The organism is Mycobacterium sp. SMC-13 (genome assembly GCF_045311035.1).
Classification (GTDB): Bacteria; Actinomycetota; Actinomycetes; order Mycobacteriales; family Mycobacteriaceae; genus Mycobacterium.
Genome location: NZ_JBJIAI010000007.1, coordinates 185,260 through 208,766 on the forward strand (window position 1 = coordinate 185,260; position 23,507 = coordinate 208,766).

Here is a 23,507-nt window from a genome sequence, read left to right on the forward strand (position 1 = left end):
GAGAGATGACTGTCGACGTCCCCAGCCGCAGATTCCCGCGGCTCGACAAACTGGCCAAGACCTCGGCCGCGCGCTGGAATCGCATCGGCGAGCAGGGTGCCTTCTATTCGCACACCATCGGGTCGATTCCCGATGCCGTCGTCAACTACCGTGCGGAGCTGCTACGGCTCATCGCCGCAACAGGTTTGGGCACCGGCGCGCTCGTCGTCGTCGGTGGCACGGTCGCGATCGTCGGCTTCCTGACGATGACGACGGGTGCCCTCGTGGCGATCCAGGGCTACAACCAGTTCTCCTCCGTGGGCTTCGAGGCGCTCACCGGGTTCGCTTCGGCGTTCCTCAATGTGCGGATGATCGTGCCGGCGACCACCGCCGTGGCGCTGTCGGCCACCATCGGCGCCGGCGCCACCGCGCAGATCGGTGCCATGCGGATCAACGAAGAGATCGACGCCCTCGAGGTGATCGGCATCCGCAGCATCACCTACCTCGCGTCGACCCGGGTCCTGGCCGCGGTGGTCGTGGTGATCCCGCTGTACTGCGTCGCCGTCATGATGGCGTTCTTCGCCGCGCGCATGGGCACCACGACCGTCTACGGGCAGGGCGCCGGTGTGTACGACCACTACTTCAACACGTTCCTCAACCCGACCGACCTCATCTGGTCGTTCGTCCAATGCGTCGCCATCACCGTCGTGATCATGTTGGTGCACACGTACTTCGGCTTCGCCGCATCCGGCGGTCCCGCCGGCGTGGGTGAGGCGGTCGGCCGTGCGGTGCGCCTGTCGATGGTGATCGCGGCCGTCGAGATCGTGTTCATCTCACTGGCCATCTACGGCCAGTCCGGCAACTTCAACATGGCGGGTTAGCCGGTGGAAGCGCGCAAGGGAGATCGCCGGATCTCGAACTCGTGGTGGGCCCTGATCCTGATCACGGCTGTGGTGCTGTTCATGGTGGTGACTACGGTCATCTTCACCGGTGCCGCGAAACCGTATGTGCCCGTGACGGTCATGGCGGACCGGGCGGGCCTGGTGCTGGAGACCAACGCCAAGGTCAAGATGCGCGGCGTGCTGGTGGGCCGGGTCAGCCAGATCGATGTGGGTCAGTCGGGGGCGACCCTGCAGCTCAAGCTGGACCCGGACCAGGTGAAGTACATCCCCGCCAATGTCGGTGCGCAGGTGAGTGTCACAACGGCGTTCGGCGCCAAGTTCGTCGATCTGGTTTATCCCTCGTCGCCCAGCGGCACCCGGCTGGCCGCCGGTGCGGTGCTGCACTCCGAACACACGACGACCGAGGTCGACACCGTCTTCGAGAACATCGTCAACCTGCTCGACATGGTGGACCCGGCGAAGCTGAACTCGGTGCTCAGCGCCGTCGCCGAAGGCGTCCGTGGCCAGGGTGAGCGAATGGGCCAGGCCACAACCGATCTCAACGAGGTGCTGACGGCGCTCAACGCGCGCTCGGACAAGATTCGTGACGACTGGCGGTCGTTCAAGCAGTTCAGTGACACCTACGGTGCGGCTGCCGACGACATCGTGAAGATCCTCAACGCCGCCAGTACCACCAGCAGCACGGTGACGGGCAAGGCCACGGCACTCGACAGCCTGCTGATGAACGTCATCGGATTCTCCGAGGCCGGAACGGATCTGCTGGGGCCGAACCGGGACAACCTCGTCGACGCCATCAACGGGCTGGAACCCACGACGAGCCTGCTGCTCAAGTACAGCCCCGGATACACGTGCTGGCTGGAGGGCACCAAGAAGTTCCTCGACACCGGCGCGTGGGGCGTGTTCGGCGGGGCCGACGGACGCTCGCTGATCCTCGATGCGACGCTGCTGCCCGGCAAGAACCCGTACGTGTTCCCCGACAACCTGCCGATCAACGCGGCCAAGGGTGGTCCCGGCGGGAAGCCCGGCTGTGGCTCGCTGCCCGACGTCGCCAAGAACTTCCCAGTGCGGCAACTGATCACCAACACGGGCTGGGGCACCGGGCTCGACATCCGGCCGAACCCGGGCATCGGCAGCCCCTGCTGGGGCCAGTGGTTCCAGAGCACCCGCGCAGTGCCGCAGACGCCGAGCATCCGGCAGTGCCTGCCCGGGCCCGCTCCCGGCCCGATCCCGTACCCCGGCGCGCCGCCCTACGGCGCACCGCTGTACGGACCCGGCGGGGTGCCGCTGTGGCCCGGCGTGCCGCCCGCGCCGCCGAATCCCGCTGACGCTCAACCGCAGTCGGCACCGGCGCCCGCGCAGGCCCCGCCACTGCCGGCCGAAGCCCCGGCGTTGCCCGCCGAGGCGGGCGGGAACTGACCGTGATGACCAATCAACGACCGAGACAGGAGGGAAGTCGTGGAGAACCTTAAGGGCACGCTCCTGCGCCTGTCCGTCTTCCTGTCGGTATGTCTGCTCGGCACCGTCGCCCTCTGGGCGGTCTTCGCCGACCTGCGGTTCGATGACGGGCACACCTACTTCGCCCGCTTCGTCAACGTCTCGAACATGAAGAAGGACAGTCACGTTCGCATCGCGGGCGTGGAGGTCGGCCAGGTCAAGAACGTGTCGATCAACCGCGATTCCACGGTGACGGTCGAGTTCACCGCGGACAGTTCCGTCGTACTGACCGAGGGCAGCCGTGCCGTGATCCGGTACGACAACGTCGTCGGCGACCGGTTCCTGGCGCTCGAGGAAGGTGCCGGCGGCACCAAGAAGCTCAACGCGGGGGACACCATCCCCGTCGACCGGACCCAGCCGGCGCTGGATCTCGATGCCGTCATCGGTGGTTTCCGTCCGTTGTTCTCGGCACTGAGCCCCGACAAGATCAACGATCTCAGTGGGCAGCTGATCCAGGCGCTGCAGGGGCAGGGGCCGTCGATCGGGTCGTTCCTGGCACAGGCCGCGGTGGTCACCAACACCCTGGCCGACCGCGACCAGTTGATCGGGCAGGTCGTCACCAACCTGAACACCGTGCTCAGTTCCTTCGGCGGCAAGAGCGACAAGCTCGACAAGGCCGTGGTGTCACTGTCGCAGTTGGTCGACCGCCTGGCACAACGCAAGACCGACGTCTCGAATGCCGTGGCCTACACCGATGCAGCGGCCAACTCGATTGCCGGCCTGCTGACCGAGGCCCGGCCGCCGCTGGTCAAGACAGTCCATGAAGTGGACCGGACCGCCGGACTCGTGCTCGCCGACCACGACTACTTCGACAACTTCATCAACACCCTGCCGGACAAGTACAAGGCGCTGACCCGGCAGGGCATCTACGGCGACTTCTTCAGCTTCTACCTCTGCGACGCGGTGCTCAAACTCAACGGCAAAGGCGGACAACCGGTTTACGTGAAGGTGGCCGGACAGAGCACGGGACGGTGCACACCCAGATGAAACCTTTTGCCGAGCGAAGTCATTTCGCCCTGGGCGCGATAGGCATCAGCGCCGTCGTGGTGGTCGCCACCGTCGCGCTGCTGTTCCAGAAGATTCCGTTCGTCAGTGGCACGACCACGTACTCCGGGTACTTCGAAGACGCCAGCGGCCTGCATACCGGTGCGCCCGTGGACATCTCGGGCTTTCCGGCCGGCCGGGTCGCGAGCATCGACCTCGACGGCCCGCGCGTGCTGATCAAGTTCACCGTCGACGACGACGTGCACCTCGGGGAGCGCACCGAGGCCGCGATCAAGACCAAGGGGCTGCTGGGCAGCAAGATGCTCGAAGTCGTTCCCAAGGGCGACGGCGACCTCAAGGGCACCATCCCGCTCGAGCGGACCGTGTCGGCGTACCAGCTGCCGGACGCACTCGGTGACGTGACCAATGCGATCAGCGGCCTGGACACCCATCAGCTGTCGGACTCGCTGGCCACGGTCTCGGAGGCGTTCGCGAACACCGCTCCGGACCTGCGGGACGCGGTCAACGGCATCGCGCGGTTCTCCAAGACGCTGAACGACCGGGACGCACAACTGCGCGGCCTGCTGGAAAACGCCTCGAAGGCGACGACGGTGCTGGCCAAGCGCAGCGACCAGGTGGTCAGCCTGGTCAAGAACACCAATGCGCTTCTGGTGCAACTGCGTTCGCAGAGCGCCGCGGTGAGCCGGCTGTGGAACAGCCTGTCTGCGGTCTCCCAGCAGTTGAAGGGATTGATCGCGGAGAACAAGACGCAGCTGCGGCCGGCGCTGGACAAGCTCAACGGTGTCGTGACGATGCTCGACAACCGCAAGGAGCGGTTGCAGGAGGCCGTCAAGCGACTCAGCCAGTACGCCATGGCACTGGGTGACGCGGTCGGGTCGGGCCCGTTCTTCAAGGCGTACATCGTCAACCTGTTGCCGGGCCAGTTCGTGCAGCCGTTCGTCGACGCCGCGTTCTCCGACCTCGGAGTGGACCCGAACACCAAACTGCCGTCCCAGCTTCAGGATCCGCAGACCGGACAGCCCGGCACCCCGCCGTTACCCGTGCCGTTCCCGCGCACCGGCCAGGCCGGCGACCCGCGTCTGACCATTCCGGACGCGATCACCGGAAAGCCCGGCGATACCGCTTGTGGCCCAACGGGAATTCCGTTGCCCGGGCCTGGCTGCTACCCCCTCCGCGAAACGCAACCGGCCCCGCCGCCCAGTGGGCCGCCACCCGGACCGCCGGCGCTCGCACCCGGGCAGACCGCCATGCCGGAACCGCCGAAGACCCCGCCAGTGCACGTGTCGGATCCCGTTGAGCAGCCAGGAGGACCGTCATGAGCAAGCTGTCCGCCCGCCTGCTCGTCGTCGCAGCCGCGGTGGCCCTCGTCGTGGGTGGCGGCTACTTCGCCGTGACGGCGTTCCAGCGCGCGTCGCGCAACGAAGTGGTGGGCTACTTCCAGAACACCAATCAATTGTTCAAGGGCGACGACGTCCTGATCCAAGGGGTGCCGGTCGGCAAGGTCGAGAAGATCGAACCGGGGCCGGAAAAGGTCAAGGTCACCTTCTGGATCGACGACAAGTACAAGGTGCCCGCCGAGGCCAAGGCCGTGATCCTGTCGCCACAGTTGGTGACGGGCAGGGCAATTCAGCTGATCCCGCCGTACCGGGGTGGGCCGACGTTGCGCGGCGGCGCCGTGATTCCGCTTGATCGGACCGCGGTGCCGGTGGAATGGGATCTGGTTCGTACCCAGTTGCAGCGGGTCGCCGATCTGCTCAAGCCTGATCAGCCGGGCGGGGTCAGCACGCTCGGTGGTTTCATCAATACCGCTGCCGACAATCTGCGGGGGCAGGGCGCCAGCATCCGGGAGTCGGTGATCCGGCTGTCGCAGGCGGTGTCGATCCTCGGCGACCACAGCAACGATCTGTTCTCGACGTTCAAGAACCTGTCGATACTGGTGTCGGCGCTGCAGGACAGCACCGGGTTGCTGGAGCGGCTCAACACCAACCTGGCCGAGGTGACCGGATTGCTCGCCGACGATCCGGGCAAGGTCGGGCAGGCGCTGCATGACATGAGCGCTGTGGCCGATGACGTGCGGTCCTTCGTCGCGGACAACCGGGAGGCCGTTGGGACGGCGTCGGACAAGCTTGCGTCGGTCAGCACGGCGATCGTGGGCAGTCTCGATGACATCAAGCAGGTATTGCACGTGGCGCCAACGGCATTGGCGGACCTGAACAACATCTACGAGCCGGCGGTCGGTTCGTTGACCGGCGTCCTCGCGGTCAACAACTTCGCCAACCCGGTGAGCTTCATCTGTGGCGCCATCCAGGCTGCGTCGCGTCTCGGCGCGGACCAGTCGTCGAAGTTGTGCGCGCAGTATCTGGCGCCCATCGTCAAGAATCGGCAGTACAACTTCCCGCCGCTGGGCGAGAACCTGTTCGTCGGTACCCAAGCGCGACCCAATGAGGTTACCTACAGCGAGGATTGGATGCGTCCCGACTATGTGCCGCCGTCGCGGCCCGCTGCCCCCGTGGCACAGCAGGCGGCTGCGGCGCCCGCGCCGGCGGCCCCCCAGACCGTGGCCACCGACGCCAACGCCGGCCTGGCCGGGATGATGACGCCGCCGGGAGGTGGGTCATGAGCCGCCTGCGTACCGCCGCGGGATGCACCCTCGCGGTCCTGACGCTGCTGGCCTCGGCCGGCTGCTCGGGGTGGCGCGGCGCCAACAGTCTGCCGCTGCCCGGCACCGAGGGTGGGGGACCCGGGGCGTTCGAGATCCAGGCGCAGATGCCGGATGTCACCAACCTGCAGGAGAATTCGCGGGTTCGCGTTTCCGATGTCACGGTCGGCACCGTCACCAAGATCGAGCGGCAGGGCTGGCACGCGTTGGTCACCATGCGGCTCAACGGCGATGTGAAGGTACCGGCCAACTCGACCATCAAGCTGGGGCTGACCAGTCTGCTGGGCACGCTGCACATCGAGCTCGGGCCGCCCAAAGATGGCCGGCCACAAGGACAGTTGCACCAAGGGTCGGTCATTCCGCTGGCGAGCAGCGGCAGCTTCCCGTCGGTCGAGCAGACGCTGTCGGCGGTGTCGATGGTGCTGGGCGGTGGTGGCATCGGCAACGTCCAGGACATCACCGAGGCCTTCAGCACGGCGTTCCACGGGCGTGCCGAGGACCTGCGCAGCCTCATCAAACAGCTCGACACGTTCACCGCCAACGTCAAGGACCAGACCCCTGACATCATCGCGGCGTCGGAGAGCCTGAACGTCGTCGTCGGCAAGCTGGCCGCGAGCCAGCCGGTCCTGGACAAGGCCATCGACACCGTCCCGGAGGCGCTGGCCGTACTCAACGGCGAGCGCGAGAACCTCGTCAAGGCCGCCGACAAGTTGAGCAAGTTCGCCGCGCTCGCGGCGGATACCGTGGACCGCTCAAAAGAGAACGTGATCAAGGAATTACGTGATCTGGGGCCGACGCTCGAGCAGCTCGCCAACGCCGGGCCGGCCATGACGCGGGCGTTGAGCTTCATCCCCACGGTGCCGTTCCCGAGCGACACCATCGAGAAGTGGCAGCGCGGCGACTACGCGAACCTCACCGCGATCGTCGACCTCACCCTCAGCCGCATCGACCAGGCCTTCTTCACCGGCACCCGCTGGGAGTGCGACCTGACGGAGCTGGAACTGCAGTGGGGCCGCACCATCGGCCAGTTCCCCAGCCCGTGCACCGCCGGCGGGCCGAACAACCCGGGCAATCCGCTGACCATTCCGTACCGCTGGGATCAGGGGCCGTAAATGCATCTCGACAAACGCGTGAGAATTCAGCTCGCGATCTTCGCCCTCGTCGCCCTGATCGCGGTGACGATGATGAGCCTGATCTATATGCAGTTGCCCGCCAAGCTGTTCGGCATCGGGCGCTACGTGGTCAAGATGGAACTGCCCGAGACCGGCGGCCTGTATGCCACCGGCAACGTCACCTACCGCGGCACCGTGGTGGGCCGGGTGCAGTCCGTCGGGCTCACACCCACCGGGGTACAGGCGGAGCTGTCGCTCAACTCCGGCACCGACATTCCGTCTGATGTGCAGGCCGACGTGCACAGCCAGATGGCGATCGGTGAGCAGTTCGTGTCACTGACGCCCCGTGGTACCGGCTCGCGGCCGCTCAAGGACGGTGACGTCATCCCGCTGGCGCACACGTCGGTGCCGCCGGACATCAACACCGTGATCGACTCGCTGACCAAGGGCCTGCAGGCCGTGCCCAAGGAGAACCTCAAGACGGTCGTCGACGAATCCGCCACGGCGGTGGGCGGTTTGGGACCGGAGCTCTCGCACATCGTCAAAGGCGGCAGCCAGCTGGCCATCGACGCACGCGCGAACCTGGACCCGCTGCTGAGTCTGATCGATCAGGTCAAACCCGTGCTCGACTCGCAGAACAACACCTCGGGTGCCATCCAGGCGTGGGCCGCGAACCTTGCCACGGTGACCGGTGAACTGCAGGCGCAGGACAAAGCCGTGGGCACACTGCTCGACAAGGGCGGCCCGGCATTCGGCGAGATGGGGCAGTTGTTCAACCGGCTACGGCCGACCTTGCCGATCGTGTTGCAGAATCTGGTGTCCATCAACAAGGTGGCGATCACCTACCAGCCGAACCTCGAACAGCTCCTCGTGCTGCTGCCGCGGACAACGGAAGCAGCGCAAGGCGTTACGTTGGCGAACCGCGACACCAAGCAGGCGTACAAGGGCGCGTACCTGAGCTTCAACCTGAACATCAACCTGCCGCCGCCATGCACCACCGGATACCTGCCGGCGCAGCAGATGCGCAACCCGGCGCTGGAGGATTACCCCGAGCTGCCGGCCGGTGAGCTGTACTGCCGGACCCCGCAGGACGGCATGTTCAACGTGCGTGGCGCCAAGAACCTGCCGTGCGAGACGGTGCCCGGCAAGCGCGCCGCCACCGTCAAGCAGTGCGAGAGCGATGAGCCGTACGTGCCGCTGGGCGACGGTTACAACTGGAAGGGCGATCCCAACGCCACCTGGACCGGGCAGGACGTGCCACAACTGCGGCCCGGCACGGCGCCGCCTGCCGGTGCACCACCGCCTCCGGTCGCCGTGGCCGAGTACGACCCGGCCAGCGGGTCGTACATCGGCCCGGACGGAAAGACCTACACCCAAGCCGATCTGGCCCACACGGCTCCGAAGGAGAAGACATGGCAAAGCATGATGACGCCGCAGCCGGGGAGCTGACCGACGGCGGCGCGGTCGCCGTCCTCGACCCCGACGTCGACGACGTGGAGGGCATCGACGAGGTGGAGGCCGGCGACTCGGTCGAGCCCGCCGGCGAGCCGACGAAGCCGAAGCCGGTGCGCCGGATCGCGGCGGTGGCCGGACTGATTCTGGTGGTCGCACTGAGCGCACTGGTCGGGTGGTTGGTGGTGCGGACGCACCGCGCCACGGCAGTCGACGAGCGGCAGAGCCAGATCGTCCAGGCCGCACGGCAGGGCGCACTGAACCTGACGACCATCGACTGGCAGCGGGCCGACGCCGACGTCCAGCGCATCCTCGACAGCGCGACGGGGGAGTTCTACGACGACTTCGCCAAGCGCTCAGCACCTTTCATCAAGGTCGTCAAAGAGGCGAAGTCGACGTCCACCGGCTCGATCACCGAAGCCGGGCTGGAATCGGAGTCGGGGGATTCGGCACAGGTGCTGGTCGCGGTGGCCGTCAAGACCGCCAACGTCGGTGCGCCGGATCAACAACCACGCGAATGGCGGATGCGCCTCGCGGTGCAGAAAGTCGGAGATGTGATGAAGGTGTCGAACGTGGAGTTTGTGCCGTGAAACTGATGAAGTCCCGCGGCAGTGACGTCGCCACTGAAAAGTCCGCTGAATCAACAGCTTCGGTCGATGAGCTCGACAACGACGTCGAGGTCGACGCCGCAGAAACCACCGACGCGGCGCCTGCCGCACGGCGGCGCCGCGTCGCGTGGGCGAACGTGGCCGTCTACGGACTGCTGCCCGCCGCCATCCTCGCACTCGGCGGGGCAGCCGGCTACCTGCAGTGGAAAGACGTGTCGCTGGCCCAAACCGACACGGCGAAAAAGGAATCCACGAAGGCGGCCACCGACGGCACCATCGCACTGCTGTCGTACAAGCCCGAGACGGTCGACAAAGACCTGGAAGCCGCCAAGAAGTACATGACCGGCAACTTCCTGGACTCCTACACCTCGCTCACCCGCGACGTGGTGATACCCGGGTCCAAACAGAAGAAGATCTCGGCCGTCGCCACCGTGCCGGCAGCCGCGTGGACCAAGGCGACACCCGACCATGCGGTCGTGATGCTGTTCGTGGATCAGACGATGATCATCGGCGACAGCGCCCCGACGAGTACCGCGTCGAGCGTGCGTGTGACTCTCGACAAGGTCGAGGGGCATTGGCTCATCTCGCAATTCGACCCGATGTGAGCACCATGATGCGACGGTGGACTTCAGGTTTGCTCGCCGCGGCGACGCTGGCCGTCCCGGTGACGCTCGCGCCGGCCGCCCAGGCCGACGCGACCGCGTACCTGATCGGCGTGACCGTGCGGCCCGGCTACAACTTTCCCAATGCCGATGCGGCACTGGGCTATGGCTACGGCATCTGCGACAAGGTGGCAGCCGGTCAGCCGTTCGCCCAGGTGATGAGTGACGTGCGAGGCGATTTCAACACCGACGACGACTACCAGGCGTCCTACCTCGTCTCGCAAGCCGTCAACGAACTGTGCCCCGGGCAGATCTGGCAGCTGCGGAACTCCGCGGCGCACTACCAGTCGGCGCCGGGCGTCCATCCCTGATGCGAAGGAATCCAACATGAGGTGTCGGCAATGGGTGCTGTCGGTGTTGACGGTCGTGCCGTTGGGCACCGCGCTCTGCGTACCGCTCGCGCACGCTGACAACGGCAACACCCTCATCCCGAACAACAAGCGGCTCAACGACTCTGTCGTGTCGAACGTCTACACCGTGCAGCACCAGGCGGGTTGCACCAACGACATCGCGGTGAATTCGCAGCTGCAGCAGGCCGCCGAACGGCAGGCCAAGGACATGATGGCCAACCGGAACCTGGACGGCGACATCGGATCTGACGGCTCCACGCCCCAGATGCGGGCCGAGCAGGCAGGTTACCGCGGCGGCCCGGTCGCGCAGACGGTGGCCACCAACCCGGCGCTCGCGATCAGCGGAGTCGAGTTGATCAACCAGTGGTACTACGACCCGGTGATCAAGCAGATCATGTCCAACTGCGCCAACAACCAGATGGGCGTGTGGTCCGAGAACAGCCTCGACCGCACCGTCGTCGTCGCCGTGTACGGCCAGTTGCCCGAACCGCCGCACCGCGACGAGAAGGAGGGCGGCGGTAACAACGGCTTCGACCCGAGTCCCGACTACGACGGCAGCGACGAGTTGGAGCAGGGCATCAACTGGTTCCCCTGGATCCTGCGCGGCGTCTTCCCGGCACCGGCGTACCCGGCGAACTAGGGCTCTTGTATCGCGAGTGTGCGCGCAGAGCGAGAAAATCGCCGAACTAGCGATCTGAGTGCACATTCGCGGGGCGAATCCTGGTCAGTTGCGCACGTGCAGCTTCTCGCCATGCGGCCCGAAGATGGCGATCGCCTCCACGGGGCCGTCGACGGTGCCGAACCAGTGCGGTGTCCAGGTCGAGAACTCCACGGCCTCACCGGGTTTGATGGTGAAGTCGCGGTCGCCGAGTAGCAGGCGAAGGTTCCCCGACAACACGTAGAGCCACTCCTGGCCGTCGTGCACCGGCAGCTCGGCCGGTGGCGTGCGCCGCCGTGCGCTGACGCGGATCTTGAACGTGTGCAGACCACCGGCAGGCCCGCCGCGGGTCAGCGGCCAGTAGGTGATGCCGCCGCGGGTGTGTGACGACCCACGCACCCGCGGGTCCTCCGCCTCGGGTGCGCGCATGATTTCGTCGGTGCTGATCGAGAGCGCCGCGGCGAGCCGGGGCAGATGGTCGAGCGCGAACCGGCGCTTGCCCGATTCCAGACGGCTCAACGTCGAGATGTCGATATCGGCGGCGCGCGCAACGTCTTCCAGCGTCATGCCGCGTTGCGTGCGCAGTTCCCGCAGCCGCCGCCGGACGCGCGCCTCGATGTCGTCGTCCTCCGGGTTTGCCTGCATGGCAAATCAGCTTGGCATTTTCGGCATCGCCCGGCAAGGTCGGTGTCATGAACAACGAATGGGAATGCGCCGTCGTCGGGGGCGGCGCGGCGGGGCTGAGCGCCGCGTTGGTGCTCGGCCGCGCCCGACGACGAACGCTGGTCATCGACGCCGGCGAGCAGAGCAATCGCGCGGCACACGGCATCGGGGGACTGCTGGGCCAGGACGGACGACCGCCTGCGGACCTGTACGCCGACGGCCGCCGCGAGCTCGCCCAGTACCCGTCGGTCCAGGTCGTCGACGGGCTGGTGACCGGCGCAACGGCGCACGACGGTCCCACGTTCCGGCTCGAACTCGCCGACGGATCTGTGCACCATGCCCAGCGGATACTCCTGGCCGGCGGCATGCACTACGAGGCACCCGACATCCCGGGGCTGACCGAGCACTGGGGGCGGTCGGTGTTCCACTGCCCGTTCTGCCACGGCTGGGAAGCGCGTGATCAGGCGCTGGCCGTCCTCGCCGACGGCGACCGGGCCGTGCACATGGCGCTGATGCTGCGCGGCTGGACCGACGACGTCGTCGTCGTGACGAACGGTCCGTCCGGACTCGACGACGACCAGTACCGCGCGCTGGCCGACGCCGGTGTGCAGGTCGACGAGCGCAAGATCGTCGAATTCGCCTCGCGCGACGGCGAATTGGCGTCCATCGTGTTCGCCGACGGCGACGAACTGAAACGCGAGGGCGCACTCGTGGCCAGCGCGCTCCGGCAGCGGACCGACCTGGCGGCACAACTCGGCGTGCGCATCGCCCCGCCCGGTCCGGTCGTCGTCGATGCCCTCGTGGTCGACCAGTTCGGCCGGACCTCGGTCCCCGGCGTCTTCGCCGCGGGCGACGTCTGCGCGCAGATGCCTCAGGTGGCCTCGGCGATCGCCGCCGGTTCCGCCGCGGCCGCCGGGATCGTGCAGAGTCTGCTGCACGACCAGTTCGGCCTTCCCGTCATGCCCTGGCCCGTCTTCGATCCGCAGGAGGAGTCCGATGTCCACAACTGAAACGCCGCAAGAGCACTGGGAAGGCCGGTACGCCGAGAAGCCGCAGATGTGGAGCGGCCGGGTCAACGCCAACTTCGCGAAGATCGCCGGCGAGCTGCCCCCGGGCCGCGCACTGGATCTGGGGTGCGGCGAGGGCGCCGACGCGATCTGGCTGGCCACCGAGGGCTGGGAGGTGGTGGCGGTCGACATCGCCACCAACGCCCTCGACCGGGCGCGCAGTACGGCCGAGGCCAGGGGAGTGGCCGGGCGCATCGACTTCCAGCACCACGACCTGTCACACAGTTTCCCGACGGGCAGCTTCGATCTGGTGTCGGCGCAGTTCCTGCATTCCACGGTCCGTCTGGAGCGCCGGCAAATACTGCAGCAGGCGGCAGCGGCTGTCGCTCCGGGCGGCACGCTGCTGATCGTCGACCACGGCGAGGCGCCGCCCTGGGCGTCCCAACACATCCATGACCACCACTTTCAGTCCGCGGACGAGGTCGTCGCCGAGCTCGACCTGCCCGACGAAGGCTGGCAGCCGCAGCACGTCGGTACTGTGGAACGCGAGGCGATCGGCCCTACCGGCGAAGCCGCCGTCTTGCGGGACAACCTGATCGTCCTGCGCCGCACGCACTGATCGGAGGGCACCAGGTGGTCAAACACCGGCTCGACATCCGACTGGCCGCGGAGTCGATGCTGTTGGTGACCGCCTGTCTGTGCCTGCTGTGGGGCAGCGTCGAAGCGGTCCAGGTCCTGACCGACGCCATGGGCAACTCACTGGCCACCTCCGGCGACTGGTCGCTGGGACCGGCCGCCGCACTGCTGGTGTACGGCCCGCAGAAGGTGTGGTCGGCCTGGGCGATCACGGTGCCGGTGATCGTGGTGTTCGGGCTCGGCCTGGCCGCGGTCCGCACCCGTCGGGACGGCCCGCGCTGGCTCAAGCAGGTGCTCCTGGTGTACGGCGCGGTCGTTGTGCTGGACTCGCTGGTCGCGGCGCTCTGACCAGCTGATATGGTGGTCCGCGCGGACGAGTTGGCCGGGCGGCCGCGGGACCGGAAGGTTTCGAGGAAAGTCCGGACTTCACAGAGCAGGGTGATTGCTAACGGCAATCCGAGGTGACTCGCGGGACAGTGCCACAGAAAACAGACCGCCGTCTGAGCCTGGTGCGAAGACGGTAAGGGTGAAACGGTGCGGTAAGAGCGCACCAGCATTCCGGGTGACCGGAGTGGCTAGGTAAACCCCACCCGAAGCAAGGCCAAGAAGGCCGCAACCTGGTTGCGGTTGCGCAGGTGCCCGAGGGCTGCTCGCCCGAGCCTGCGGGTAGGCCGCTTGAGGTACCCGGCGACGGTGTACCCAGATGGATGGTCGCCGCCTCGCCACCAGTAATGGTGGCGGGGAACAGAATCCGGCTTACAGGCCAGCTCGTCCGCCCCGCTACTTCTTCACCTTGCGCATCGCCCGCGCGAGGGCCTTGAGCGAGGCATCCAATTGCAGCCGGGCGTACTCGGCGACCTCGGCCTCCTGCTGGTACAGGATGCCGTAGGTGAAGGTGTCCTCGCCCGCGGCGTGGGCGGCCTCGGCCTGCTGCACCAGATGCCCGCGGCTGACGTAGCTGTCCTGGTGGTCGCCCAGGAGCGTCTGGATGTCCTTGGCGCAGTCGGCCACCTTCGACTCGCCCATGGCGGCGGCGGTGTAGCGAAGCCGCTTGGCGCCCTTGCGGATTCGGTGCAGCGCCTCCTCGCTGTCCTCGGCGCCGGCAGCCTCCGCGGCCTCGGCCCGCCGCACCGACTTGCGGACACGGCGGTAGGCGCCGCCGACGGTCACCGGCTGCGCATCCTCGCCGGCGGCGGCCGGTTGGGTGTTGTCGACGACGATCGCATCGAGCGCGTCGAGCAGCCGGAAGTACCGCTCCGACCGCATGGCCGCGAGCGACCGCCGCAGCCCGGACTGGTAGCGCCGCTGCGAACCGTCGACCAGGCGCTCGCGCACCTGTCCGCGCACCAGCTCCGGCGCCAGTCCCTTCAACGCATCGTCGTACCGCTGGGCGAGTACCTCCGCGTCGCGCGCCGTGCCCAGCACGGCGGCCAGCAGCTTGAGCTCCTCGAGCACCCACTCGCGGTCGCCCAGATTGCCGCTCTCCTGCAGCAGGCTGCGGATCTTGCGGATGGTGACGCGCATCTGGTGCACGGAATCGAAGGTGTCGGCGCGCACCGCGCGGTCCCAGTCGATCAGTTCGGACACGTGCGCCGCGATGGCGCGGTGCACCTTGTCCGTCGGCTCGGGCGATGGCGGTGGCGCATCCGCGCCCCGCGCCGCGGCGAGGACCTTGGCGAGCTTGGACCCGTGCCCGGCGGGCTTGGCGCCCGCGTCGAAGAGCCGGTTGGCCAGCCGGTCGAGCAGCTCGGGGCCCGACTCGGCGCCCTCCGCGCCGTCGCCGACCAGCTCCAGCTCCCACTCGCGCCAGGTCTGCAGCGAGTCGCCCGCCGTGGCGGTAACCCGGTCATCGCAGAATTCGGCCAGCTCGGTGTCGTCGGGCGCGTACAGCATCGAGACGGTGCGCTCGGTCTCGATGCGGGCGACGGGCTGCAGCGTGCGGTCGCGCACGATGGCCAGCACGATGTCGCGCAGTTCGTCGGGCACGCTCTCGCGGGCCGCGGTGATCGGCAGCCGAACCTCGGTGCGCGCGTCGGCGCCGGCGGGCAGCTTGAGGTGCCAGCCCGCGTCGGTGCCGCCGGTGCGCCGGCGCAGGGTGATCTTGTGTGCCGCCAGATCATGATCCGGGGTGTCGAAGTACACCGCGTCGAGATGCGCGACGGGCAGTTGCTCGACCCTGCCGACGGCGGACAATCCGTCGAACGACGGGGACACCGTGCTGTCGACCACCGCGAACTTGCGTTCAATCTCGGTGTGGCGGGACGGTTTACGCTTGCCAGCGGCCATGTTCACCTTCATTTGCGACCCGGGACGGGCAGTACCAACGCTGCCATCAGCCTGCCATATCGCTGTGCGTGACCGGCTGCCGATAACGTCTTGACCCATGACCGAATTCGAGACCCTGAAGTTCGCCCAGTCCGGTGCCATCGTGAATATCGTGCTCGACCGGCCCGAGGCGGCCAACGGCATGAACGACGCGCTCACGCGCGACCTCGCGGCCGCTGCCGCGCTGTGCGACACCGCCGCGGTGAAGGTCGTGACCCTGACCGGTGCCGGCCGATTCTTCTGCGCCGGTGGCGACCTCAAGGCGATGGCCGCCGCCGCGGATCCGGGAGCGTTCGTCAAGGGCATCGCCGACGACCTGCACCGCGCCATGTCGACGTTCGCCCGCATGGATGCCGTGCTGATCACCGCCGTCAACGGCGTCGCCGCCGGTGCGGGCTTCCCGCTGGGTGTCTCGGGCGATCTGGTGCTCGCCGCCGAGTCCGCGTCGTTCACCATGGCGTACACCAAGGCCGGTCTGAGCCCCGACGGCGGATCGTCGTACGTCCTGCCGCGGCTGATCGGGCTGCGCCGCACCCAGGAACTCATGATCACCAACCGCGTGCTCACCGCGGCCGAGGCCGCCGACTGGGGTCTGGTCACGCGCGTCGTGCCCGACGCCGAGCTGCCCGCCGCGCTCGACGCCCTGGCCGCCGACGTCGCCACGCAGGCGCGCGGCTCGAACGCCGCCGTCAAGCAGCTGCTGCTGACGACCTACGGCGCAGACTACGAGACCCAGCTGGAACGCGAGGGCCGGCTGATCGCCAAGTGCGCCGGGTCACCGGACGGCAAAGAGGGCGTCGGCGCCTTCGTCGGCAAGCGCAAGCCGGAATTCTCTTGACGACGAGTGTGAGGGCTGTGCAGGCATTTTCGCGGAATTGCCTGCACAGCCCTCACAGTCGTACTCAGTAGGAGTGTTCCTCGGCGGGGAACACGCTGGAAGCCACCTCGGCGGCGTATTGCCGTGCGGCACGGCCCAATTCGGCACCGACGTCGCCGAAGCGCTTGACGAACTTGGCGGTCTTGCCTGCCGTCATGCCCGCCATGTCCTGCCACACCAGCACCTGCGCGTCGCAGTTGGCGCCGGCGCCGATGCCGACGGTCGGGATGGTCAGCTTGCCGGTGATCTGGGTGGCCAGCTCGGCCGGCACCATCTCGAGGACGACGGCGATGGCGCCGGCCTCGGCGACGGCGATGGCGTCGTGGATGGTCTGGTCGCCGGCTTCACCGCGGCCCTGGACCCGGAACCCGCCGAGCCCATTGACGCTCTGCGGCGTGAAACCGATGTGGGCCACGACGGGGATGCCGGCCTGGGTCAGTGCGGCGATCTGCTCGACCATCCGCTCACCGCCCTCCAGCTTGACCGCGTGGGCGCCGGTCTCCTTCATGAACCGGGTCGCCGTCGCGAGCGCCTGCCGGGGGCTTTCCTCATAGCTGCCGAACGGCAGGTCGGCGACCACCAGCGCGTGCGGGGCACCCTTGACGACCGCGCGGGCCAGGGGGATCAGCTCGTCGATGGTGATGGGCAGGGTGGTGTCGTAGCCGTAGACCACGTTGGCCGCTGAGTCGCCGACGAGCAGGACGGGAATCTCGGCGTCGTCGAAAATGCGGGCAGAGGAGTAGTCGTAGGCCGTGAGCATCGCCCACTTGTGGCCTTCGGCCTTCCATTTCGCCAGGTGGTGGGTACGAATCTTGGTTCGCGGGGTCTTACAGACAGACTCCGGGGCAGCGCCGTAAACCTGATCAGACATCGTCGTCCTCAAATGTGTTGGTCGGTACGAACCTCGAGGCCCATATCGGGTCCCCGGGACGTTTGACGCCGTCAAGTCTGCCACCACCGCACCCCCAAGGTGAACGACACATGAAGTGGAATGCCTCACATCGGGTCAGCTGAGCCGCCTACGATCACGCCCATGCCCGGATACCAACGGCTCAGCGGACTCGACGCCAGCTTCCTCTATCTGGAGACCGCCCAGCAGCCGCTGCACGTGTGCGCGGTGCTGGAACTCGACGCCGCGACCATTCCGGGCGGCTACACCTTCGACAAGATGCGGCAGATGCTCAGCGAGCGCATCGCGGCCATGCCGCAGTTCCGCGAGAAGCTGGCCGACTCACCGCTCAACCTCGACCACCCCGTGTGGGTCGAGGACCCGGATTTCGACATCGACCGGCACGTGCACCGGATCGGGCTGCCGGGCCCGGGCGGGCGCGTCGAGCTGTCCGAGATCTGCGGCCACATCGCCGCGCTGCAGCTGGACCGCAGCCGCCCGCTGTGGGAGATGTGGGTGATCGAGAACATCGCCGGCACCGACGCCCACGACGGCGGGCGGCTGGCGGTGATGACCAAGATGCACCACGCCGGCATCGACGGCGTCACCGGCGCCAACCTGATGTCGCAACTGTGCACGCTGGAGCCGGACGCGCCGGCGCCAGAGCCCGTGGCGGCCGCCGGCACCGCGTCCGAACTCGAGATCGCGGTGGGCGGCGCGGTCAAGTACTTCACCCGGCCGCTGAAGCTGGCCAATGTATTGCCCTCGACGGCGACGACCGTCATCGACACCGTCCGCCGGGCAACCAAGGGACTCACGATGGCGGCACCGTTCGCCGCACCCAAGACGGCCTTCAACGTCAACGTCACCGCGCACCGCAACGTGGCCTTCGCCCAGCTGGACCTGGCGGACATCAAGACCGTCAAGAACCACTTCCACGTCAAGGTCAACGACGTCGTGCTGGCGTTGGTGTCGGGCGCGCTGCGGCGCTACCTCGCCGAGCGCGACGCGCTGCCGGAGTCGACCCTCGTGGCGATGTGCCCGGTGTCGGTGCGCGACAAATCCGACCGCCCGGGCCGCAACCAGGTGTCGGGCATGTTCGCCAAACTCGAGACCACCATCGAGGACCCGGCCGAGCGCCTGCGGGCCATCGCCGACTCGAGCACCGTTGCCAAACAACACAGTTCGGCCATCAGCGCGACGTTGCTGCAGGACTGGTCGCAGTTCGCCGCGCCGTCGGTGTTCGGGGCCGCGATGCGGGTGTTCGCGTCGACGGGCCTCGCGGAGGCCAAGCCCGTGCACAACCTCGTCGTCTCGAACGTGCCCGGGCCGCAGGATCCGCTGTACATGCTCGGCGCCGAGGTCAAGGCGATGTACCCGCTGGGTCCGCTGTTCCACGGCTCTGGGCTCAACATCACCGTGATGTCGCTCAACGGCACGCTCGACGTCGGCCTGATCTCGTGCCCGGAACTGGTTCCGGACCTGTGGGACATGGCTGACGAGTTCGCCGCCGCGCTGGATGAACTGGTTGCCGCCGCCGGCCACTGACGAGGTGGTCTCACGGCGCGCGGCAACGCCCTCATCAGGTCAGACCGGCCCACATGGCACCATGGTCGACCATGAACCTCAGACGGGGGAGTCTCGCCGCGGCAATGGTGCTCGTGCTGGCGACAGGCTGCAGCCAGGTGATCGACGGACGCGCCACGCGCGCGGTGCCGAAGCCGGGCGCGCCCCTGCAGTGGTCGCCGTGCCAGACCACCTCTCCGGACTCGCAGTCGCGCATCCCCAAGGGGGCCGAGTGCGCGATGCTGTCGGTGCCCGTCGACTACAGCAAGCCCGACGGCGACGTCGCGCAGCTGGCGCTGCTGCGGATCAAGGCGACCGGCGACAAGATCGGTTCCCTGGTGATCAACCCCGGCGGTCCGGGGGAGTCCGGCGTCAGCGCGGCGGTGTCGTTGCTCAACAACATTCCCGACTCGGTGCGCCAGCGTTTCGACCTCGTCGGCTTCGACCCCCGCGGTGTCGGGTCCTCCAAGCCCGCGGTGTGGTGCAACTCCGACGCCGACAATGACCGGCAGCGCGCCGACCCGCAGGTCGACTACTCGCCCGCCGGTGTCGCGCACATCGAGTCCGAGACCAAGGCGTTCGTGCAGCGCTGCGTCGACAAGATGGGCAAGGAGTTCCTCGAGAACGTCGGGACCGCCAACGTCGCCAAGGATCTGGATGCCATCCGGGCCGCGCTCGGCGACGACAAGCTGACGTACCTGGGTTACTCGTACGGCACCCGGATCGGCGCCCAGTACGCCGAGGACTACCCCGACAAGGTGCGCTCGATGATCCTCGACGGCGCCGTCGACCCCAACGCCGATCCGATCGAGGCCGACATCAACCAGGCCGCCGCGTTCCAGACCGCGTTCAACAACTACGCCGCCGACTGTGCCACCAACCCGGACTGCCCGCTGGGCACCGACCCCGCCAAGGTCAACGACGTCTACCACAGCCTGGTCGACCCGCTGGTCCAAAAACCCGCTCCCACAAAGGATCCGCGCGGTCTGAGCTACAGCGACGCGCTGGTCGGCACCATCCTGCCGCTGTACTCACCGGCGATGTGGAAGGACCTCACCGCAGGCCTCACCGAGCTGGCGGGCGGCCACGGCGACATCATGCTGCGGCTCGCCGACGCCTACATGGGTCGCGATGCCGACGGCCACTACGACAACTCGACCGACGCCCGGGTGGCGGTCAACTGTGTCGACGAACCGCCGATCACCGACCGCGCCAAGGTGATTGCCGAGGACAAGCGCACCCGCGAGGTGGCGCCGTTCATGAGCTACGGCCAGTTCACCGGCGACGCGCCGCTCGGCACCTGTGCGTTCTGGCCCGTGCCGCCGACGTCGAAACCGCACGAGATTTCGGTCAAGGGCCTGGCGCCGACGCTGGTCGTCTCGACGGTCCACGACCCCGCGACGCCGTACCAGGCCGGCGTGGACCTGGCCAAGGAGCTCGGTGGCAGCTTGCTGACGTTCGACGGCACGCAGCACACCGTGGTGTTCCAGGGCAACAGCTGCGTCGACGAACACGCGGCCGGCTACCTGGTCAACGGGACCGTGCCCGAGGCCGGCGCGAAATGCTGATTCGCGAAAAGTCCGGTGCTGCCGGGAGATAACTGTTCGGTCACCGTCTGATTGCCGGGTTGTCTCCCTCCGGAACCAGGCTTCGGCTCGGCTGCGCGCCGTGCGACCATGTGTGCCATGTGGCGGGCGGGCGGTCGTGGACGACGGTGTGCGGTAGGGGTCGTCGGATTGCTGGTGGCCATCAGCGCCGCGCCGGGATCGGTCGCGTACGCGGCCCCCGAATCGCTGCAGTCCTATTACGAACAGGCACCGGCCTGGGGCAGCTGCGAACCTGTCATCGGTGACACCACGGACCTGCCGACAGCGCGGTGCGCCAATATCAGCGTCCCCGTCGACTACGCGGATCCGCAAGGGCCACAAGCGAAGCTGGCCGTCATCCGCGTCCCGGCCTCGGGCCCGCGCCTCGGCGTGCTGCTGGTCAATCCCGGTGGTCCGGGAGCGTCGGCCGTCAACACCGTCGCGGGCATGGGCGCCGTCCTGTCCGACACCGAGATCGGCCGCAGCTTCGATCTCGTCGGCTTCGATCCGCGAGGCGTGGGGCATTCGACGCCGCAACTGCGGTGCCGCAGCGACGCCGAATTCGACGCCAACCGCCGTGACCCCATGGTCGACTACAGCCCGGCCGGGGTGGCGCACATCGAGGCCGTCAGCCGCCGCACGGCGCAGGACTGCCTGCAGCAGATGGGCAGCAGCTTCCTGGCCAATGTCGGAACCGCCTCGGCGGCAAGGGATATGGACGTGGTCCGGGCCGCGCTCGGCGAGACGCAGATCAACTATCTGGGCTTCTCCTACGGCACCGAGCTGGGTGCGGCCTACGCCGAACGGTTCCCGGACCGGGTGCGCGCCATGGTGCTCGACGGCGCCGTCGACCCCAATGCCGATCCCGTCACCGAGAACCTGCTCCAATTGGCCGGATTCCAAACGGCTTTCAACGACTATGCGACGGACTGCGCGCAGTCCGTCGGCTGCCCGCTGGGCACCGACCCGACGCAGTTCGTGGCGCGGTACCAGCAGTTGGTCAATCCGCTCGCCGTGCGCCCGGGCCTGACGTCCGATCCGCGGGGCCTGAGCTACTCCGACGCGATCACCGGCACCATCAACGCGCTCTATACGAAGAAGTACTGGAAGTTTCTGACCAGTGGGCTGATCGGACTGCAGCGCGGCGGCGACGCCGGCGATCTGCTGCTGCTGGCCGACGATTATCAGCACCGTGATCAGAACGGGCACTACGCGCCCCTGCAGGACGCGTTCACCGCGATCCGGTGCGTCGACGCGCCGTTCCCGACCGATCCCGCGACCTGGGCCGCCGCCGACCAGCGCGCGCGCCAGCTGGCGCCGTTCATGAGCTACGGCCAGTACACCGGCTACGCGCCGCGCGACGTCTGCGCCATGTGGCCGGTGCCCGCGACGTCCCGCCCGCACACGCCGGCGTCGCCCGGCCCGGGCAAGGTCGTCGTCGTATCCACCACGCACGACCCGGCCACGCCGTATCAAGCCGGTGTGAACCTGGCGAGCGAACTCGGCGCCTCGCTGATCAGCTTCGAGGGCACGCAGCACACCGTGGTGTTCAACGGCAACCGGTGCGTCGACACGGCCGTGGTGGCGTTCCTGACGCAGTCCGTGCTGCCGGCGGCGGGATTGCGGTGCTGAGCAGAGCGTCTCACCTGTGAAACATGCCGAACAGAGTCCACTTGGTAACACGGATTTAACAGCTGCTGCCTACGCTGCGGACATGGATCGCCAGAAGGAATTCGTGCTGCGCACGCTGGAAGAACGCGACATTCGCTTTGTCCGGTTGTGGTTCACCGACGTGCTCGGATACCTCAAGTCCGTGGCGATCGCGCCGGCCGAGCTGGAAGGCGCCTTCGAAGAGGGCATCGGCTTCGACGGATCCGCCATCGAGGGCTTCGCCCGCGTCTCCGAGGCCGACATGGTGGCCCGCCCGGATCCGTCCACGTTCCAGGTGCTGCCGTGGACCACCAAGAGCACCGGCAAGCACTACTCGGCCCGCATGTTCTGCGACATCACCATGCCCGACGGCTCGCCGTCGTGGGCCGACTCGCGGCACGTGCTGCGCCGGCAACTGGCCAAGGCCAGCGATCTGGGCTTCTCCTGCTACGTGCACCCGGAGATCGAGTTCTTCCTGCTGGAACCCGGCCCGAACGACGGCTCGGTGCCGGTCCCGGCCGACAACAACGGCTACTTCGACCAGGCCATCCACGACTCGGCCCCGAACTTCCGCCGCCACGCCATCGAGGCGCTCGAGTCCATGGGCATCTCGGTGGAGTTCAGCCACCACGAGGGCGCACCCGGCCAGCAGGAGATCGACCTGCGGTACGCCGACGCCCTGTCGATGGCCGACAACGTCATGACCTTCCGGTACCTGGTCAAGGAAGTCGCGATCAACGAGGGCGTGCGGGCCACGTTCATGCCCAAGCCGTTCAGCCAGTACCCGGGCTCGGCGATGCACACCCACATGAGCCTGTTCGAGGGCGAGACCAACGCCTTCCACAGCGCCGACGACCCGCTGCAGCTGTCGGACGTCGCGAAGTCCTTCATCGCCGGCATCCTGACGCACGCCAGCGAGATCAGCGCCGTCACCAACCAGTGGGTGAACTCCTACAAGCGTCTGGTGCACGGCGGCGAGGCCCCGACCGCCGCGTCGTGGGGTGCGGCCAACCGCTCCGCCCTGGTGCGGGTCCCGATGTACACGCCGCGCAAGGCCTCGTCGCGCCGTATCGAGGTGCGCAGCCCCGACTCGGCATGCAACCCGTACCTGGCGTTCGCGGTGCTGCTGGCCGCCGGCCTGCGCGGCATCGAGAAGGGCTACGAGCTGGGGCCGCAGGCCGAGGACAACGTCTGGAACCTGACGCCCGAGGAGCGTCGCGCGATGGGCTACAAGGAGCTGCCGAGCAGCCTCGGTGTGGCGCTGGCCGAGATGGAGAAGTCCGAACTCGTCGCCGAGGCCTTGGGGGAGCACGTCTTCGACTACTTCCTGCGGAACAAGCGCAGTGAGTGGGAGACCTACCGCAGCCACGTGACACCGTTCGAACTCAAGGAATACCTGTCGCTGTGACGCCGTGATGGTGCGCTAA

The 23,507-nt window shown here is 67.7% G+C and carries 22 protein-coding genes and 1 other RNA gene; 20 read left to right on the forward strand and 3 right to left on the reverse strand.

What is annotated here, in order from left to right; translation table 11 throughout:
• The first annotated feature begins 5 nt into the window (after nt 1-5).
• From ACJH6I_RS12890 to ACJH6I_RS12940, 11 genes are read left to right on the forward strand one after another with little or no spacing between them, the layout of a single operon-like run.
• Nucleotides 6-860 (forward strand): ABC transporter permease, encoded by an 855-nt coding sequence (locus ACJH6I_RS12890; RefSeq protein WP_318985223.1) that lies wholly within the window; start codon nt 6-8, stop codon nt 858-860.
• A 3-nt stretch (nt 861-863) separates the two neighbouring features.
• The gene (locus tag ACJH6I_RS12895; protein ID WP_318985222.1) at nt 864-2,297 is read left to right on the forward strand and encodes an MCE family protein; all 1,434 of its coding nucleotides are present in this window, start codon (nt 864-866) and stop codon (nt 2,295-2,297) included.
• A gap of 39 nt (nt 2,298-2,336) precedes the next feature.
• Nucleotides 2,337-3,362, forward strand: coding sequence for an MCE family protein (locus ACJH6I_RS12900; protein WP_318985221.1), 1,026 nt, complete (start codon nt 2,337-2,339; stop codon nt 3,360-3,362).
• Nucleotides 3,359-4,699 (forward strand): MCE family protein, encoded by a 1,341-nt coding sequence (locus ACJH6I_RS12905; protein ID WP_318985220.1) that lies wholly within the window; start codon nt 3,359-3,361, stop codon nt 4,697-4,699. The genes ACJH6I_RS12900 and ACJH6I_RS12905 overlap by 4 nt, the downstream gene beginning before the upstream one ends.
• On the forward strand, nt 4,696-6,000 hold the full coding sequence (locus tag ACJH6I_RS12910; RefSeq protein ID WP_318985219.1) for an MCE family protein: 1,305 nt from the start codon (nt 4,696-4,698) through the stop codon (nt 5,998-6,000). The genes ACJH6I_RS12905 and ACJH6I_RS12910 overlap by 4 nt, the downstream gene beginning before the upstream one ends.
• Nucleotides 5,997-7,151, forward strand: coding sequence for an MCE family protein (locus tag ACJH6I_RS12915; RefSeq protein WP_318985218.1), 1,155 nt, complete (start codon nt 5,997-5,999; stop codon nt 7,149-7,151). Before ACJH6I_RS12910 ends, ACJH6I_RS12915 begins: the two co-directional genes overlap by 4 nt.
• On the forward strand, nt 7,152-8,600 hold the full coding sequence (locus ACJH6I_RS12920; RefSeq protein WP_318985217.1) for an MlaD family protein: 1,449 nt from the start codon (nt 7,152-7,154) through the stop codon (nt 8,598-8,600).
• A complete protein-coding gene (locus ACJH6I_RS12925; protein WP_318985216.1) occupies nt 8,564-9,193 on the forward strand; it encodes a mammalian cell entry protein in 630 nt (209 codons plus the stop codon). The genes ACJH6I_RS12920 and ACJH6I_RS12925 overlap by 37 nt, the downstream gene beginning before the upstream one ends.
• Nucleotides 9,190-9,816, forward strand: a complete 627-nt coding sequence (locus ACJH6I_RS12930; RefSeq protein WP_318985215.1) for a hypothetical protein — start codon at nt 9,190-9,192, stop codon at nt 9,814-9,816. Before ACJH6I_RS12925 ends, ACJH6I_RS12930 begins: the two co-directional genes overlap by 4 nt.
• Nucleotides 9,817-9,824: 8 nt before the next feature.
• On the forward strand, nt 9,825-10,184 hold the full coding sequence (locus ACJH6I_RS12935; protein ID WP_318985338.1) for a DUF732 domain-containing protein: 360 nt from the start codon (nt 9,825-9,827) through the stop codon (nt 10,182-10,184).
• A gap of 16 nt (nt 10,185-10,200) precedes the next feature.
• Complete coding sequence (locus tag ACJH6I_RS12940; protein ID WP_318985214.1) at nt 10,201-10,863, forward strand: CAP domain-containing protein; 663 nt, start codon at nt 10,201-10,203, stop codon at nt 10,861-10,863.
• A gap of 84 nt (nt 10,864-10,947) precedes the next feature.
• Here ACJH6I_RS12940 and ACJH6I_RS12945 read toward each other — a convergent pair whose 3' ends face one another.
• Nucleotides 10,948-11,526, reverse strand: a complete 579-nt coding sequence (locus ACJH6I_RS12945) for a helix-turn-helix domain-containing protein (protein ID WP_406784146.1) — start codon at nt 11,524-11,526, stop codon at nt 10,948-10,950.
• Between the two features lie 47 nt (nt 11,527-11,573).
• Here ACJH6I_RS12945 and ACJH6I_RS12950 point away from each other — a divergent pair, with 47 nt between their 5' ends.
• The 4 genes from ACJH6I_RS12950 (at nt 11,574) to rnpB (ending at nt 13,962) form a co-directional block, all read left to right on the forward strand.
• A complete protein-coding gene (locus tag ACJH6I_RS12950; RefSeq protein ID WP_406784147.1) occupies nt 11,574-12,554 on the forward strand; it encodes an NAD(P)/FAD-dependent oxidoreductase in 981 nt (326 codons plus the stop codon).
• The gene (locus tag ACJH6I_RS12955; protein WP_406784148.1) at nt 12,541-13,170 is read left to right on the forward strand and encodes an SAM-dependent methyltransferase; all 630 of its coding nucleotides are present in this window, start codon (nt 12,541-12,543) and stop codon (nt 13,168-13,170) included. Before ACJH6I_RS12950 ends, ACJH6I_RS12955 begins: the two co-directional genes overlap by 14 nt.
• Before the next feature lie 14 nt (nt 13,171-13,184).
• Nucleotides 13,185-13,535 (forward strand): hypothetical protein, encoded by a 351-nt coding sequence (locus ACJH6I_RS12960; RefSeq protein WP_346414468.1) that lies wholly within the window; start codon nt 13,185-13,187, stop codon nt 13,533-13,535.
• 26 nt (nt 13,536-13,561) lie between these two features.
• An RNA gene (gene rnpB, locus ACJH6I_RS12965) (RNase P RNA component class A) lies at nt 13,562-13,962 on the forward strand.
• Nucleotides 13,963-13,967: 5 nt separating this feature from the next.
• Here rnpB and ACJH6I_RS12970 read toward each other — a convergent pair.
• Nucleotides 13,968-15,473, reverse strand: a complete 1,506-nt coding sequence (locus tag ACJH6I_RS12970; RefSeq protein ID WP_406784149.1) for a CHAD domain-containing protein — start codon at nt 15,471-15,473, stop codon at nt 13,968-13,970.
• Between the two features lie 97 nt (nt 15,474-15,570).
• Here ACJH6I_RS12970 and ACJH6I_RS12975 point away from each other — a divergent pair, with 97 nt between their 5' ends.
• A complete protein-coding gene (locus ACJH6I_RS12975; RefSeq protein WP_406775012.1) occupies nt 15,571-16,350 on the forward strand; it encodes an enoyl-CoA hydratase/isomerase family protein in 780 nt (259 codons plus the stop codon).
• A 64-nt stretch (nt 16,351-16,414) separates the two neighbouring features.
• Here the strand turns inward: ACJH6I_RS12975 and panB are convergent, their stop codons facing one another.
• Entirely contained in the window at nt 16,415-17,260 is an 846-nt protein-coding gene (panB, locus tag ACJH6I_RS12980; protein WP_020104426.1) for a 3-methyl-2-oxobutanoate hydroxymethyltransferase, read from the reverse strand.
• 162 nt (nt 17,261-17,422) lie between these two features.
• Here panB and ACJH6I_RS12985 point away from each other — a divergent pair, with 162 nt between their 5' ends.
• From ACJH6I_RS12985 to glnA, 4 genes are all read left to right on the forward strand, one after another.
• A complete protein-coding gene (locus tag ACJH6I_RS12985) occupies nt 17,423-18,826 on the forward strand; it encodes a wax ester/triacylglycerol synthase family O-acyltransferase (protein ID WP_318985207.1) in 1,404 nt (467 codons plus the stop codon).
• A 71-nt stretch (nt 18,827-18,897) separates the two neighbouring features.
• Nucleotides 18,898-20,412 (forward strand): alpha/beta hydrolase, encoded by a 1,515-nt coding sequence (locus ACJH6I_RS12990; RefSeq protein ID WP_318985206.1) that lies wholly within the window; start codon nt 18,898-18,900, stop codon nt 20,410-20,412.
• 108 nt (nt 20,413-20,520) lie between these two features.
• Nucleotides 20,521-22,062: an alpha/beta hydrolase gene (locus ACJH6I_RS12995; RefSeq protein WP_406784150.1), complete on the forward strand. Its 1,542-nt coding sequence runs from the start codon at nt 20,521-20,523 to the stop codon at nt 22,060-22,062.
• An 82-nt stretch (nt 22,063-22,144) separates the two neighbouring features.
• A complete protein-coding gene (gene glnA / locus ACJH6I_RS13000; RefSeq protein ID WP_406775014.1) occupies nt 22,145-23,488 on the forward strand; it encodes a type I glutamate--ammonia ligase in 1,344 nt (447 codons plus the stop codon).
• Nucleotides 23,489-23,507 lie beyond the last annotated feature (19 nt).

Bases quoted from the DNA above. Each gene is read 5' to 3' on its own strand.
- ACJH6I_RS12890 (WP_318985223.1), top strand. From the start codon at position 6: ATGACTGTCGACGTCCCCAGCCGCAGATTCCCGCGGCTCGACAAACTG.
- ACJH6I_RS12905 (WP_318985220.1), top strand. From the start codon at position 3,359: ATGAAACCTTTTGCCGAGCGAAGTCATTTCGCCCTGGGCGCGATAGGC.
- ACJH6I_RS12910 (WP_318985219.1), top strand. From the start codon at position 4,696: ATGAGCAAGCTGTCCGCCCGCCTGCTCGTCGTCGCAGCCGCGGTGGCC.
- ACJH6I_RS12915 (WP_318985218.1), top strand. From the start codon at position 5,997: ATGAGCCGCCTGCGTACCGCCGCGGGATGCACCCTCGCGGTCCTGACG.
- ACJH6I_RS12920 (WP_318985217.1), top strand. From the start codon at position 7,152: ATGCATCTCGACAAACGCGTGAGAATTCAGCTCGCGATCTTCGCCCTC.
- ACJH6I_RS12925 (WP_318985216.1), top strand. From the start codon at position 8,564: ATGGCAAAGCATGATGACGCCGCAGCCGGGGAGCTGACCGACGGCGGC.
- ACJH6I_RS12935 (WP_318985338.1), top strand. From the start codon at position 9,825: ATGCGACGGTGGACTTCAGGTTTGCTCGCCGCGGCGACGCTGGCCGTC.
- ACJH6I_RS12940 (WP_318985214.1), top strand. From the start codon at position 10,201: ATGAGGTGTCGGCAATGGGTGCTGTCGGTGTTGACGGTCGTGCCGTTG.
- ACJH6I_RS12945 (WP_406784146.1), bottom strand. From the start codon at position 11,526: ATGCAGGCAAACCCGGAGGACGACGACATCGAGGCGCGCGTCCGGCGG.
- ACJH6I_RS12950 (WP_406784147.1), top strand. From the start codon at position 11,574: ATGAACAACGAATGGGAATGCGCCGTCGTCGGGGGCGGCGCGGCGGGG.
- ACJH6I_RS12955 (WP_406784148.1), top strand. From the start codon at position 12,541: ATGTCCACAACTGAAACGCCGCAAGAGCACTGGGAAGGCCGGTACGCC.
- ACJH6I_RS12970 (WP_406784149.1), bottom strand. From the start codon at position 15,473: ATGGCCGCTGGCAAGCGTAAACCGTCCCGCCACACCGAGATTGAACGC.
- ACJH6I_RS12975 (WP_406775012.1), top strand. From the start codon at position 15,571: ATGACCGAATTCGAGACCCTGAAGTTCGCCCAGTCCGGTGCCATCGTG.
- panB (WP_020104426.1), bottom strand. From the start codon at position 17,260: ATGTCTGATCAGGTTTACGGCGCTGCCCCGGAGTCTGTCTGTAAGACC.
- ACJH6I_RS12985 (WP_318985207.1), top strand. From the start codon at position 17,423: ATGCCCGGATACCAACGGCTCAGCGGACTCGACGCCAGCTTCCTCTAT.
- ACJH6I_RS12990 (WP_318985206.1), top strand. From the start codon at position 18,898: ATGAACCTCAGACGGGGGAGTCTCGCCGCGGCAATGGTGCTCGTGCTG.
- ACJH6I_RS12995 (WP_406784150.1), top strand. From the start codon at position 20,521: ATGTGTGCCATGTGGCGGGCGGGCGGTCGTGGACGACGGTGTGCGGTA.
- glnA (WP_406775014.1), top strand. From the start codon at position 22,145: ATGGATCGCCAGAAGGAATTCGTGCTGCGCACGCTGGAAGAACGCGAC.